Annotated in this window: 12 protein-coding genes; 2 read left to right on the top strand and 10 right to left on the bottom strand. The window is 69.3% G+C overall.

Going from position 1 to position 13724, the window contains the following annotated elements; translation table 11 throughout:
* Positions 1-110 precede the first annotated feature (110 nt).
* Entirely contained in the window at positions 111-476 is a 366-nt protein-coding gene (locus tag M8859_RS07835; RefSeq protein ID WP_159921900.1) for a hypothetical protein, read from the top strand.
* 143 nt (positions 477-619) lie between these two features.
* On the opposite strand, the gene M8859_RS07830 is transcribed toward M8859_RS07835, so the two are convergent.
* The 7 genes from M8859_RS07830 to M8859_RS07800 form a co-directional block, all read right to left on the bottom strand.
* Complete coding sequence (locus M8859_RS07830) at positions 620-1234, bottom strand: TetR/AcrR family transcriptional regulator (RefSeq protein ID WP_195069665.1); 615 nt, start codon at positions 1232-1234, stop codon at positions 620-622.
* Positions 1235-1239: 5 nt separating this feature from the next.
* A complete protein-coding gene (locus tag M8859_RS07825; protein WP_195069666.1) occupies positions 1240-2016 on the bottom strand; it encodes an enoyl-CoA hydratase family protein in 777 nt (258 codons plus the stop codon).
* A gap of 10 nt (positions 2017-2026) precedes the next feature.
* The gene (locus M8859_RS07820) at positions 2027-3187 is read right to left on the bottom strand and encodes an acyl-CoA dehydrogenase family protein (RefSeq protein WP_159921906.1); all 1161 of its coding nucleotides are present in this window, start codon (positions 3185-3187) and stop codon (positions 2027-2029) included.
* Between the two features lie 67 nt (positions 3188-3254).
* Complete coding sequence (locus tag M8859_RS07815; RefSeq protein ID WP_195069667.1) at positions 3255-5306, bottom strand: ATP-binding protein; 2052 nt, start codon at positions 5304-5306, stop codon at positions 3255-3257.
* A gap of 8 nt (positions 5307-5314) precedes the next feature.
* Positions 5315-6913, bottom strand: a complete 1599-nt coding sequence (locus M8859_RS07810) for an acyl-CoA carboxylase subunit beta (protein ID WP_249644056.1) — start codon at positions 6911-6913, stop codon at positions 5315-5317.
* Positions 6910-8061: an acyl-CoA dehydrogenase family protein gene (locus M8859_RS07805; protein ID WP_159921912.1), complete on the bottom strand. Its 1152-nt coding sequence runs from the start codon at positions 8059-8061 to the stop codon at positions 6910-6912. The genes M8859_RS07810 and M8859_RS07805 overlap by 4 nt, the downstream gene beginning before the upstream one ends.
* The gene (locus M8859_RS07800; protein ID WP_195069669.1) at positions 8058-9773 is read right to left on the bottom strand and encodes an acyclic terpene utilization AtuA family protein; all 1716 of its coding nucleotides are present in this window, start codon (positions 9771-9773) and stop codon (positions 8058-8060) included. The genes M8859_RS07805 and M8859_RS07800 overlap by 4 nt, the downstream gene beginning before the upstream one ends.
* 190 nt (positions 9774-9963) lie before the next feature.
* Between M8859_RS07800 and M8859_RS07795 the strand changes: the two genes are divergently transcribed.
* Positions 9964-10131: a CG2302 family histidine operon protein gene (locus M8859_RS07795; protein ID WP_249644055.1), complete on the top strand. Its 168-nt coding sequence runs from the start codon at positions 9964-9966 to the stop codon at positions 10129-10131.
* Positions 10132-10152: 21 nt separating this feature from the next.
* On the opposite strand, the gene M8859_RS07790 is transcribed toward M8859_RS07795, so the two are convergent.
* From M8859_RS07790 to M8859_RS07780, 3 genes are all read right to left on the bottom strand, one after another.
* Positions 10153-11073: an adenylate/guanylate cyclase domain-containing protein gene (locus M8859_RS07790; protein ID WP_249644054.1), complete on the bottom strand. Its 921-nt coding sequence runs from the start codon at positions 11071-11073 to the stop codon at positions 10153-10155.
* A 365-nt stretch (positions 11074-11438) separates the two neighbouring features.
* The gene (locus tag M8859_RS07785) at positions 11439-12200 is read right to left on the bottom strand and encodes an ABC transporter permease (protein ID WP_159921920.1); all 762 of its coding nucleotides are present in this window, start codon (positions 12198-12200) and stop codon (positions 11439-11441) included.
* A complete protein-coding gene (locus M8859_RS07780) occupies positions 12200-13144 on the bottom strand; it encodes an ABC transporter ATP-binding protein (protein WP_159921922.1) in 945 nt (314 codons plus the stop codon). The genes M8859_RS07785 and M8859_RS07780 overlap by 1 nt, the downstream gene beginning before the upstream one ends.
* Between the last annotated feature and the right edge of the window lie 580 nt (positions 13145-13724).

Raw genomic sequence — 13724 nt, 5'->3', positions numbered from 1 at the left:
TCCCGCAAAACGCCAGCGATGATGATCGGGATGTGTGACGGCTCCTGGTCGGAGCCGGGGCCACCGCCACCATCAGGTCACGCGTCCACCGCGAACATCCAGGGAAACAATTGAACGCTTTCGTGAAGCTGGCCGTGACGGTAGTCAGCGCATTGGTCGCAACCGCGCTCACCGTCGGATTCGCCGCCACCGCGTCGGCCGCCCCCGCCGACCGGGCCGAGCCGATCGCCGCCGCGACCGGCGAACCCCCGCAGGTCACTTACATCAAGGCGTGCCTGCCACCCGGCGACACGATCGAACTGCGCACGGGCATCGGCGCGGCGATCGGGGCCGCGATCGGGGCGCTCGTCGGCCTGCCCGTCTTCTTCGTCGGCGCGATCCCCGGCGCTATCATCGTCGGCCTGATCGGCGCCGCCATCGGAGCGTCTTCCTACGCCATCGACTCCGGGCGGCTCGAGCAACAAGGACTGTGCTGATCGCCTGACTCGGCCGAACGGGCTCGCCACGGCGTCGCACCCTGCTGAAACGGGTGATGGCACTTGTGCCGTGTCCGTGGCAGGCCCGGCCTCTCGGGCACCGAAGGTCGGGCCGCACGTCTTTCGGCCCACGGGCAGCGGTTTCAGCGCGATGCGTGCAAGGCGTCGTGCAGGGTGGCCGACCACTGCTGGACGATCTGCTTGCGGCGAGCCGAGTCGTCGGTGAGGACGTCGGCCAGGCCGAGGCCGCGCGCCATGTCGAGGGTCGCTTGGACCAGGTGGTGGGTGACGGGGTCGGAGTCGTCCACGCCGAGCGCTTCGACCGCGCGGCGGTGGGAGGCGCGGCCGAAGCGGGCCTCCAGCGGGACGATGCGTTCGCGCAACGCCGGGTCGGCTGCCGCGTGCGTCCACACCTGGAGCGCGGCTTTGAACAGCGGACTGGTGTAGGACTCGACGAGACCGGCCACCACGGCCTCCGTGCGGGCCAGGCCGTCGCCCAGCTCCACCAGCGTCGCGGCCTCCTGTACGGCCTGCCCGCTGCGCGTGTCGAACATGTACTCCAGCGCGGCGGTGATCAGATCCTCCCTGGTGGGGAAGTGATGCTGCGCCGCGCCACGCGACACCCCCGCCCGTTCGGCGACGACGGCGACCGTCGCGGCCGCCCAGCCCATCTCGGCCAGGCAGTCGATGGTCGCCTCGAGCAGGCGCTGCCGGGTGGCTCGGCTGCGGTCCTGCTTGGGTTCGTGCGGTGTCGCCATGGTCGCTATTCTGCCCAGCTGGGCGGGCGACGCTGCAAAAAGGCCAGCATCCCCTCGCGAACTTCCGGGGTGCCGAAGAAGCTCGCCGAACGACGCGCCAGTTCCTCGGCGGAGGCGTCGAACTCGGCGAGGATGCCGGCGTTGACCAACCGCTTGGCCTCGGCCAGTCCCTGCGGCGAGCCCTTGCGCACCTGCGTGCACAACCGCGCCACCTCGGCCGCCGGATCGTCGGCGGTGACGGTGACCAAGCCGATCTCCCGCGCCACGGCGGCGTCGAACTTCTCGCCGGTCAGGTAGTACCGGCTGGCCGCGCGCGGGCTGAGGCGAGGCAACAGGGTCAGCGAGATCATGAACGGCGCCAACCCGATGCGCACCTCGGTGAGCGCGAAACTGCTGGCCGGCCCGGCCACGACGACGTCACAGCCCGCCACGATGCCCATGCCGCCCGCCCGCACGTTTCCGTCGATCCGCGCGATCACGGGCTTCGGTATCTCCACCAGCCTGCGCAGCACGCCGATCATGACGCGGGTGCGCTCGTCGGCGGCCACGGCGGGATCGGCGGAGCCCGCTTCGCTGAGATCCGCGCCCGCGCAGAAGGTGTTGCCGGTGTGCGTGAGCACGATGACCCGAACCTTCTCGTCGGCGGCCGCGTCGTCGAGCCCGCGCAGCAGCTCGGCGACCAGCTTGGACGACAGCGCGTTGCGGTTGTGCGGCGAGTCGAAGGTGAGGGTCGCGACACCGTCGCCCACCTCGTAGCGGACGAACGGACCCGTCTCGGTCATGCGGTTCCTCTCAGTACGACTTCGGCAGACCCAGCGAGTACTGGGCGACGAAGTTGAGGATCATTTCGCGGCTCACCGGCGCGATGCGTCCGATGCGCGCGGCGGCGAGCATCGCGGCCAGGCCGACGTCCCTGGTCAGGCCCGAGCCGCCGTGCGTCTGGATGGCCTGGTCGAGTGCTTTGATACTGGCTTCCGCCGCCGCGTATTTCGCCATGTTGGCCGCTTCGGCGGCGCCCATCTCGTCGCCGGTGTCGTAGAGGGCGGCGGCCTTCTGCATCATCAGCTTCGCCAGTTCGAGTTCGATCTTCACCTGCGCCAGCGGATGCGAGATGCCCTGGTGGGCACCGATCGGCGTTTTCCACACCGTGCGCTCCTTGGCGTATTCCACGGCGCGATCGATGGCGTAGCGGGCCAGACCGATCGCCATCGCCGCGCCCATGATGCGCTCGGGGTTCAACCCCGCGAACAGCTGCATCAGCGCCGCGTCCTCCTTGCCGACCAGTGCGGTGGAGGGCAGGCGGACGTCATCGAGGAACAGGGTGTACTGGTGATCGGGCTCGATGATGTCCATCTCCTGCGCCGTCTTGGTGAAGCCTTCGGCGTCGGTCGGCACGATGAACAGGGCGGGCTTCAGTTTGCCGGTCTTGTGGTCGGAAGTACGGGAGACGATCAGCACGGCCTCGGCCTGGTCCACGCCGGAAATGAAGATCTTGCGGCCGTTGAGGATCCAGTCGTCGCCGTCGCGGCGCGCGGTGGTGGTGATCTGGTGGGAGTTGGAGCCCGCGTCCGGCTCGGTGATACCGAAGACCATCTTGCCGGAGCCGTCGGCGAGCTTGGGCAGCCATTCCCGCTTCTGCTCGTCGGTGCCGTATTTGGTGATGATGGTGCCGCAGATGGCCGGGGAGACCACCATGAGCAGCAGGCCCGCACCCTGGGCGGACAGCTCCTCCATCACCAGCGACAGTTCGTACATGCCCGCGCCGCCGCCACCGTACTCCTCGGGCAGGTTCACCCCGAGGAAGCCGAGTTTGCCCGCCTCCTGCCACAGTTCGTCCAGCGGCTCGTTCTTACGCGCCTTCGGCAGCACGTAGTCGCGGTAGTTGTATTTGGCGGCCAGCGCGGCGACGGCGGCCCGCAGCGCCTTCTGCTCGTCGGTTTCGATGAAGCCCATCAGTTCTCCTGTGTCTCGCGGGGGCTCACGCACCCCGTCGGATCGATGAGCGCTGCGCGATTGTGGCTCATCGCTCCTCCTGTGTTTCCTCGTTGTCGGCGGGTTCGACGACCGCGAGCACGGCGCCGACCTCGACCTGCTGGCCGACGGTGACGTTGACGGCGCTGAGCACGCCCGCGGCGGGCGCGGCGATGGTGTGCTCCATCTTCATCGCCTCCAGCCACAGGATCGGCTGGCCCTGTTCGACGTGGCTGCCCACCTCGGCGCCGAGCCGGATCACGCTGCCCGGCATGGGCGCCAGCAGCGAGCCGGTGGCCACCTGGTCGGCCGGGTCGCTGAAGCGCGGCAACCTGCGCACGGCGACCGGGCCGAGCGGTGAATCGACGTACACCTGGTCGCCGTAGCGGGCGACCTCGAAATGCCTGCGCACCGGGCCGCGTTCGCCCGGGATCGACAGCACGACGCGATCGGGAGCCGACTCGACCAGCTCGAGACCGTCGTGACCGTCCACGGTGACGCCGGTCCGTCCGAACCGGTATCCCACCTCGTGCGTCCCGGAGACGCGGCTTCCGTACGACTTGCGCTGCGACTGCGCCGGCAGGTTCCGCCACCCACTGGGCAGACCGCCGCCCACCCGCGCGCTGCCGCGATTGGCGGCGGCGTCGGCCAGCGCGGCGGCCACGATGGACAGGGCCTCGTCGGACTCCGACACCAGCGGGGCGGCGAGAGTCTCCAGCCCGTGCGTGGCGAAGAACGCGGTGTCGGTGTCACCGGCCAGGAACGCCGGATGACGCAGCACGCGCACCAGCAGGTCCCGATTGGTGACCAAGCCGTGGATCTTCGCCCGGTGCAGCGCCGCGGCCAGCAGGCGCGCCGCCTCGCCGCGCGTTTCGGCGTAGGAGATGACCTTGGCCAGCATCGGGTCGTAGTGCACGCCGACCACCGAGCCGTCCACCACACCCGTGTCCAGGCGCACGCCCGGCCGGTCGAGCAGGTCGAATTCGGTGCGCACCGAGGGGATGTCGAGCCGGTGCACGGTTCCGCTCTGCGGCTGCCAGTCGTGTGCCGGGTCCTCGGCGTAGAGCCGGACCTCGATCGAATGTCCGCGCATCGCGGGCGGTTCGGCGGGCAGCGCGCCGCCCGCGGCGACGTCCAGTTGCAGCCGGACCAGATCCAGCCCCGTGGTGCACTCGGTGACCGGATGCTCCACTTGCAGGCGGGTGTTCATCTCCAGGAAGAAGAACTCGCCCTGTTCGTCGGCGAGGAACTCCACGGTGCCCGCGCCGGTGTAGCCGATCGCGCCCGCCGCCAGGCGCGCCGCCTCGAACAGCCGCGCCCGCATGCCATGGGTGCGTTCCACCAGCGGCGAAGGCGCCTCCTCGATCACCTTCTGGTGGCGGCGCTGGATAGAGCATTCGCGCTCGCCCACCGCCCAGATGACGCCGTGCGTATCGGCCATCACCTGGACCTCGATGTGCCTACCGGTCTCGAGGTAGCGCTCGCAGAAGACCGTCGGGTCGCCGAACGCGGATTCCGCCTCGCGCCGGGCCGCCTCGATCTGCGGGGCCAGGTCGGCCAGCTCGCGGACCACGCGCATGCCGCGACCGCCGCCGCCCGCCGACGCCTTGATCAGCACCGGCAGGTGCGCCTCGGTGACCTGCGCCGGGTCCAGTTCGGCGAGCACCGGCACTCCGGCGGCGTCCATCATCTTCTTCGACGCGACCTTCGAGCCCATCTGCTCGATCGCCTCGACGGGCGGTCCGATCCAGACCAGCCCGGCGGCGAGCACGGCCTCGGCGAATTCGGCGTTCTCGGAGAGGAATCCGTAACCGGGATGGATGGCGTCGGCGCCCGCGGCCAGCGCCGCCTCGATGATCAGCTCACCGCGCAGATACGTTTCCGCGGGCGTGCTGCCGGGCAGCCGCACGGCGGCGTCCGCGTCGCTGACGTGCGGCGCGGCGGCATCCGCGTCGGAGTACACCGCGACGGTGCCCAGGCCCATCCGGCGGCAGGTGGCGAAGACCCGCCGGGCGATTTCGCCGCGATTCGCGACGAGTACGTTCGTGAGCCCGCCCGTCACCCGGTCGCCGCTGATCGAATCGCTCTGTGATGCGGTCATATTCGGCCTCACATTCGGAAGACGCCGAAGCCGTCGGCGCCTTTGATCGGGGCGTTGTGAATGGCCGACAAGGACATTCCCAACACGGTGCGGGTATCGCGCGGATCGATGACGCCGTCGTCGTAGAGCCGCCCGGACATGAACATCGCCAGCGACTCCGCCTCGATCTGCGCCTCCACCATGGCGCGCATCCCCGCGTCGGCCTCCTCGTCGAACGGCAGGCCCTTGGCCTCAGCGGCGGCCCGGCCGACGATCGAGATGACGCCCGCCAGCTGCGCGCCGCCCATGACGGCGGATTTCGCGCTGGGCCAAGCGAAGACGAACCGCGGATCGTAGGCCCGGCCGCACATGCCGTAGTGGCCCGCCCCGTAGGACGCGCCCATCAGCACCGAGATGTGCGGCACCTTCGAGTTGGAGACGGCGTTGATCATCATCGCGCCGTGCTTGATGATGCCCTTCTGCTCGTACTCCTTGCCCACCATGTAGCCGGTGGTGTTGTGCAGGAACAGCAGTGGCGTGTTCGTCTTGTTGGCCAGCTGGATGAACTGGGTGGCCTTCTGCGACTCCTCGGAGAACAGCACACCGCGCGCGTTGGCCAGGATGCCGACGGGATATCCGTGCAGTTCGGCCCATCCGGTGACCAAGCTGCTGCCGTAGAGCGGCTTGAACTCGTCGAAGTCCGAGCCGTCGACGATGCGGGCGATCACCTCGCGCGGGTCGAACGGGATCCGCAGATCCGACGGCACGACGCCGAGCAGATCCTCCGGGTCGTAGAGCGGCTCGATCACCTCGGCGCGCGGGGCCGGGCCCTGCTTGCGCCAGTTCAGCCGTTTGACGATGGAACGGCCGATGCGGATCGCGTCCTGCTCGTCCAACGCGTAGTAGTCCGCGAGGCCGGAGACCCGCGCGTGCATGTCCGCGCCGCCGAGGGATTCGTCGTCGGACTCCTCGCCGGTGGCCATCTTGACCAGCGGCGGACCGCCGAGGAATACCTTCGAGCGCTCCTTGATCATCACCACGTGATCGGACATGCCGGGGATGTAGGCGCCGCCCGCGGTGGAGTTGCCGAACACCAGCGCGATGGTCGGGATGCCCGCCGCCGACGCCTGGGTGAGATCGCGGAACATCCGGCCGCCGGGGACGAAGACCTCCTTCTGCGTGGGCAGGTCCGCGCCGCCGGATTCCACCAGCGAGATCACCGGCAACCGGTTCTCCCGCACGATGTCGTTGATGCGCAACGTCTTGCGCAACGTCCACGGGTTCGAGGTGCCGCCGCGCACGGTCGGGTCGGGCGCGACGATCATGCACTCGACGCCCTCCACGATGCCGATACCGGCGACGGTGCTGCCGCCGACGTGGAACTCGCTGCCCCAGCCCGCCAGCGGGCACAGCTCCAGGAACGGCGAGTCCTCGTCGACGAGCAATTCGATGCGCTCGCGCGCGGTCAGCTTGCCGCGCTTGCGGTGCCGGGCCAGCTTGTCCGGACCGCCGCCCGCGATGGCCTTGGCGAACTCGGCCTCGACCTCGGCGAGCTTGGCCGTCATGGCGTCGGCCGCGGCTTCGTACTCCGGCGCGGTGGTGTCGAGGGCGCTGCGCAGGATGGTCATGACTGGTACCCCAATCGCTTCGCCGCCAGGCCGGTGAGGATTTCGGTCGTGCCGCCGCCGATGCCGAGGATGCGCATATCCCGGTACTGGCGCTCGATCTCGGATTCGCGCATGTAACCGAGGCCGCCGAACAGCTGGACGGCCTGGTTGGCCACCCACTCGCCCGCTTCCACCGCGGTGTTCTTGGCGAAGCACACTTCGGCGATGAGGTCGGTCTCGCCTTCGGCGCTGCGCCGCACCACCTCGCGGGTGTAGACGCGGGCGACATCGATGCGCCGCGCCATCTCGGTGACCGTGTTCTGCACCGCCTGCCTGCTGATCAGCGGACGGCCGAAGGTCTCCCGGTCGCGCACCCACTCCAAGGTCAGGTCCAGGCAGCGCTGGGCGCTGGAATACGCCTGCACCGCGAGGCCGACGCGCTCGCTGACGAACGCGCCCGCGATCTGGAAGAACCCGGAGTTCTCCGGCCCGACCAGGTTCTCCACCGGCACCCGGACGTCGACGTAGGACAGCTCGGCGGTGTCGGAGGCCAGCCAGCCCATCTTGTCCAGCTTGCGGCTGACCGTGAAGCCCGGCGTGTCCTTGTCGATGATGAGCAACGAGATACCGCCGGAACCCGAGCCGCCCGTGCGCACCGCGGTGACGACGAAATCGGCGCGGACGCCGGAGGTGATGTAGGTCTTGGCGCCGTTGACGACGTAGTGGTCGCCGTCGCGGCGCGCGGTGGTGGTGAGGTGCCCGACATCGGAGCCGCCGCCGGGTTCGGTGATCGCCAGCGAGCCGATCTTCTCGCCCGCCAGCGTCGGCTTCACCCAGCGCTCGATCTGCCCGGCGTCGCCCGAGGCGATGATGTGCGGCACGGAGATGCCGCAGGTGAACAGCGAGGCGAACACTCCGCCGGACGCACCGGCCTGGTGCATCTCCTCGCAGACGATCATCGCGTCCACGCCGTCGCCACCGGACCCGCCGACGGATTCCGGGAACTGCACGCCGAGCAGGCCCAGCGCGCCTGCCCTCTTGTGCAGCTCGCGCGGGATCTCCCCGGCGCGTTCCCAGCCGTCCAGGTAGGGCAGGATCTCGCGTTCTACGAATCCGCGCACCGTGGAACGCAATTCGCGCCGTTCCGGCGTCTCCCAGAGTTTCGTCATGACAGCAGCTCCACTGGAATGTCGAGGTGACGAGACCGCAGCCATTCGCCGAGTCCCTTGGCCTGCGGATCGAAGCGGGCCTGATAGGCCACGCCCTGACCGAGTAGGCCTTCGATGATGAAGTTCAGCGCCCGCAGGTTGGGCAGGACGTGCCGCGTGACCGTCAGCGCGGCCGCTTCCGGAAGCAATTCCTTGACGCGCTCCACGGTGAGCGTATGCACCAGCCAGCGCCATTGCTCGTCGGTGCGCACCCACACGCCGACGTTCGCGTCGCCGCCTTTGTCACCACTACGGGCCAAGGCGATCGTCCCCAGCGGCACGCGGCGGGTTTCCCCGGGGGGCAGTGGCTCCGGAGCGGGCGGTTCGGCGACTTCGGTGAGTTCGGCTGTCTCCGTGGAGGGCGCGACCTCGACGCGGGCGCCATCGGGCAGCACCGCCGTGTGCGGCACCTCGGCGGCGTCGACGAACCCGGGCGTGAACACGCCGTAGGGAGATCCGTTGCCAGGCAGCGTCGTGAAGCTGCATCCCGGGTAGCTGGCCAACGCCAGCTCCACCGCGACGTTGGAGAACGCGCGCCCCACCTTGTTCGGGTCCGGGTCGCGCACCACGCAGCGCAGCAGCGCGCTGGCCTGCTCCTCGGTCTGCGCGTCCGGCCGGTCCAGGCGGGCCAGGGTCCAGGTCAGCTCGGCGGGCCGGACCGGTAGCCAGGACTCCAGCTGCCGCCGCGCCAGCTCCGCTTTCGCCTCGATGTCCAGACCGGTGAGGACGAACTCCATCTCGTTGCGGAGACCGCCGAGGGTGTTCAGCGACACCTTGAGCCGGGGCGGCGGGGCCTCACCGGTGACGCCGCTGATCCGCACCCGGTCCGGCCCGTCCTGCTCGAGCCGGATGGTGTCCAGGCGGGAGGTCACGTCAGGTCCGGCGTAGCGAGGTCCCTGGATCTCGTACATCAGCTGGGCCTCGACAGTGTCGACGGTGACCGCGCCGCCCGTACCCGCGTGCTTGGTGATGACGCTGCTGCCGTCGGCGCGGATCTCCGCGATCGGGAAGCCGGGCCTGCCCAGGTCGGCGAGTTCGGTGAAGAAGGCGTAGTTGCCGCCGGTGGCCTGGGTCCCGCACTCGATGACGTGCCCGGCCACCACCGCGCCCGCCAGCCGGTCGTAATCCGTTCGGCCCCAGTCGAAGTGCGCGGCGGCCGGGCCGACGATCACCGACGCGTCGGTGACCCGGCCGGTGACCACGATGTCCGCGCCCGCGTTCAGGCATTCGACGATGCCCCACGCACCGAGATAGGCGTTGGCGGTCAGCGGCGCGCCGAAACCGAGTTCGGCGGCGCGCGCGACCAGATCGTCGCCCTCGACGTGCGCGATCTTCGCGTCCAGTCCGAGGTCGGCGGCGACCTTGCGGAGCTTCTCCGCCAGACCGGCCGGGTTGAGACCGCCCGCGTTCGCCACGATGCGCACGCCGCGCTCCAGCGCCAGGCCCAGGCAGTCTTCGATCTGCTTGACGAAGGTCTTGGCGTAGCCCAGGTCCGGGTCCTTCATCCGGTCCCTGCCGAGGATCAGCATGGTGAGTTCGGCGAGATAGTCGCCGGTGAGCACGTCGAGCTGTCCCCCGTCCAGCATCTCGCGCATGGCACCGAACCGATCACCGTAGAAGCCGGAACAGTTGCCGATCCGGAGCACGTCCGGGTCGGCGGCGAGCATACTCATCAGCGGGAATGCCTCCTGTACGGCGAACCGTCAGGATGAGCCGCATGCCGCATCCGTGAAGTCCGCGTTCCGCGACCAGCATCACATCCGGGTTAGAAAAAAGCAAGCATGCGTGCTTGTTAATTGCCCTGTGACACCCGGGCACCGGATACGCCACCCGCACCGAGGTGGCCGACCGGGCTGGAGCAAGATGGGCACGGTGTCCAGCGACGTCACCGTGATCGTTCTGTTCGCCCTGTCCGGCTTCCTGCTCGGCGGCGCCTACACCACCTGGAAGACGGCCCGGCCGCTGTCGATCGCGCTCGCCGTCTGCGGCGTCCTCGCGGCGGGCGGCGCGCTGGTCTGGTGGCTCGGGTAGGGACGAAGGCTCGGCAGACGCCTAGCTCTTCGACAGCCGGAAGATCCGTAGGCCGTCGGGGACGCCGTTCAACGGCGCGGCGAAGAGACTGCGGCGGTAGGGCTTGACCGTCAAACCCAACTCCGTCAGCGTCTCCGGCCGCAATTCCCGCAGCGTGACCTCCGACAGCATGGTGTGCCCGTTGCCGCCCGCCTCCATGACCCTGGCGGCGATCGTGACGTCCACGCCCAGCCAGTCGCCGCCGATCTCGCGCGGCGAACCGGTGTGCAAACCGATCCGCATCTGCGGGGTGTAGCCGCGCACCTGCACATCGGCGAGGTTGCGCTTGGCGGTCACGGCGGCGCGCACCGCCCGGTCCGCCGAGGGGAACACGGCCATCACCCCATCGCCCATTCGCTTGACCACGTGTCCGCCGCGCTCGGCGATCGGGGGCTCGATGGCCTTGGCCACCTTGCGCAGCAGTTCCAGGGTGGCCTCGTCACCTGCCGACAGCGACCATCGCGAGAAGGCCACCAGGTCGGTGAACATGACAGTTACCTCTTGGTTACCTCTGCCGCGTCCGACCCGCTCCAAGGCGGCCTGCCAGACCTGCAAGGCCCCGAAACCGATCTCGCGCGCCGCGCTGGGAGTGTCGCCGACCAGTTTGTCCGCCGCGCGCGCGACCGCTCGCGCGCCACCGGGCCCGGAAACCGAGAGCGGATCACCGAAAGCGGGGTCCCCCGGCAACTGCCTGCGCGCCCTGCGCAGCACGCCGATCAGGTCGGCCCGCTGATTCGCCGCGCTCACCAGCGCGGACAGCTGGCCGCGGCGCAATCCGCCGGTACGGCGGGGAGGATCGACCGCCTCGGACGGCTCCAACGGAATGACCACCTCGGGCGGTACGCCTCCATCGGCCTCCGGCGTCGGCCTCGACTCGGCGCCGCCGGAAGGTGTTTCACTCACGCCCCGAGGGTATCTCAGCCCGCCAGGCGTGGACGGGTTACCGATCATCGCCATCTGCCACCTCCGCTACGAACCTCGGCGAGCACACCGTCGGGCTCGGCGATGGATAACGAGCTGGTTGCCGAATCGAGGCTACTCGGGCGAGAACGGGTCTCGGAAGCGGCGCGCGGCATAGTTTCCTCGATGTTCACACGCACGATCGGCCCGGCGCGAAGGCATATTCGCACCGGGCCGATCGCCGCACCGTCCGCCGGGCAGTGACGGGCGGTGGGCGAAGCGCCGGACCTCCCGACAAGGTCGGCGCTCCTACCACCCGAGTGGCGAGGGAGGGCGACTCGGGTAGCTGGGCGGCTCCCCCGCGCTGGTCACGCGTCGCGCTGGTTCACCACGACCAGGGCCGCGCCGAAGACGATCGCGACGAAAGCGGTGAAGTACAGCAGGCTGCCCCACGGTCCCCAATGCCAGTTGGCCGTGGACGGGGCCGCGCTGAAGAAGTGGTTGGCGTTCGCGAACGGCAGGAACGGGGTGACGTTGCGGCCGAAGCTGCCGAACGCCCCGAGCAGTCCCTCGATGAGCAGCGGCCACAGCACGATCAGCGAGATCGCGGCGGCGGACTGCCGCACCAGCACGCCGACGCCGACCGCGAGCAGGACGCACAGGAACGCGTAGATCGGGATGCCGTAGACCTCCCGCCAATCGTCCGGGCTGGACAGGGTCAGGGTCGCCCCCGCGTCCGGACCGCCGAGGGCCTTGGCCACCAGGTAGGCGAGGAATACCAGCACGAGGGTGAGCACCGCGCCGTACACGCCCACCAGCCCGGCCTTGGTCAGGATGACCTTGGCCCGGTGCGGGGTGGCCTGGAACGTCGTCCGGATGATTCCGAAGCGATATTCGCTGGTCACGGTGAGAGTCGCCATGATCATCAGAACCATCACGCCGAAGCCGCTGATCCCGGCCACCGCCGTGGAGACGGTCAGGTCGATCGCGCCTTCCTTGCCGTAGGACGCGCGCGCCACCGAGGCGAGCAACGCGGCCATGCCGAGCGCGAGGGCGACGACGATCGCCGAGCACCACCAGGGCGACCTGGTGGAGGTGAGCTTGATTCGTTCCGCTGCCAGCACACCCATCAGAGCGCACCTCCCATAACTTGATCGAAGCCTTCGCCGTGGTACTCCACGGCGCCGCCGGTCATCCGCATGAACGCCTCCTCCAGCGAAGCGCGCTGCGGAGCCAGCTCGAACAGCGTGATCTCGTTCGCACCGGCCAGCTTGCCGACCGCGTCACTGGTCACGTTCGCCACCACGAGCGCCGGCCCGTCGGGGCCCGCCCCGTCCTCGCGGACGGTCATGCCGTTGGAGGTGAGCACACTGCGCAGCTGGTCGAGCTGCGGGCTGCGCACCCGGACCGACTGCTCGGAGGCGCGCTCGATGAACTCCTGGGTGGTCGAGTCGGAGATGAGCTTGCCGCGACCGATCACCACCAGGTGCTCGGCGGTCTGCGCCATCTCCGACAGCAGGTGGCTGGAGACCAGCACCGTGCGGCCCTCGGCGGCCAGCCGCTGCATGAACCGGCGGATCCACAGGATGCCCTCCGGGTCCAGGCCGTTGACCGGCTCGTCGAACAGCAGCACCTGCGGGTCGCCAAGCAGCGCGCCGGCCAGGCCGAGCCGCTGCGACATGCCCAGCGAGAATCCGCCTGCGGACTTGCCCGCCACCTCCGACAGGCCGACCAGCCGCAGCACTTCCTCCACACGGGACTTGGCGATGCCGTTGGACGCGGCCATCCATTCCAGATGGGCGCGCGCCGACCGGTTCGGATGCACCCACTTGGCGTCGAGCAGCGCGCCGACGGTGCGCAGAGGATGGTCCAGTTGGTGGTACGGCTTGCCCTGGATCAGGGCAGTGCCCGCGGTGGGCTTGTCCAATCCGAGAATCATCCGCATGGTGGTCGACTTGCCCGCGCCGTTCGGTCCCAGGAACCCCGTCACTTGTCCCGGTCGAACGGTGAAGGACAGATCCTGCACCGCCACGGTCTGCCCGTAGTGCTTGGTCAGGCCCCTCAGCTCGATCATGCCGCCCAGCATTCCGCAGATCGCGGCCGCGCGCGTCGATAAATGGTGTCGAGTTGCCTCATCCTCGAGGATGAGGACGCGGGCTTACCCCTAGGGGCTCGACCCGCACCGACCCAGCAATTCGGCGACATGGAGCGGCGGCGCGACGTCACCGGGGATCATGCGCCGATCACGCAGCGCACCTTGGCCGGAACGCAGGTGAGCAGTTCGACTGGCTGCGATCACACAAAGCGCTGTTGCCGGGCCGGGCATCACCACGTTGGGGCGTTGGTCGCCGAAGGCCGCACCACGGCCGGCGATGTTGGAGCCGGATCAGCGACCAGAGCAGGCCGGGAACGGGGCGGCGCTGATGCGGCTGTGGACGTCCCGGAAGACGCCGAGCCACGGGTCAGCGAGCTGGAGCCGCTGCGAGGGCACAATACGCACCTCATCAAAGGGAATGGTCAAGGCTTTGCGCCAGCTGGGCGACATCCAGGCGATCGGGACGGGTGAGGTGGATCTGAGCTTGATCCGGCCGCGCCGGCTCATGAGGTAGGCGATGAATTCAACCTCTACATCGGTGTCGATGTGGTGTGAGACA

It is taken from the genome of Nocardia sputi (assembly GCF_023501985.1).
This window is presented reverse-complemented; position numbering and strand designations above follow the sequence as displayed.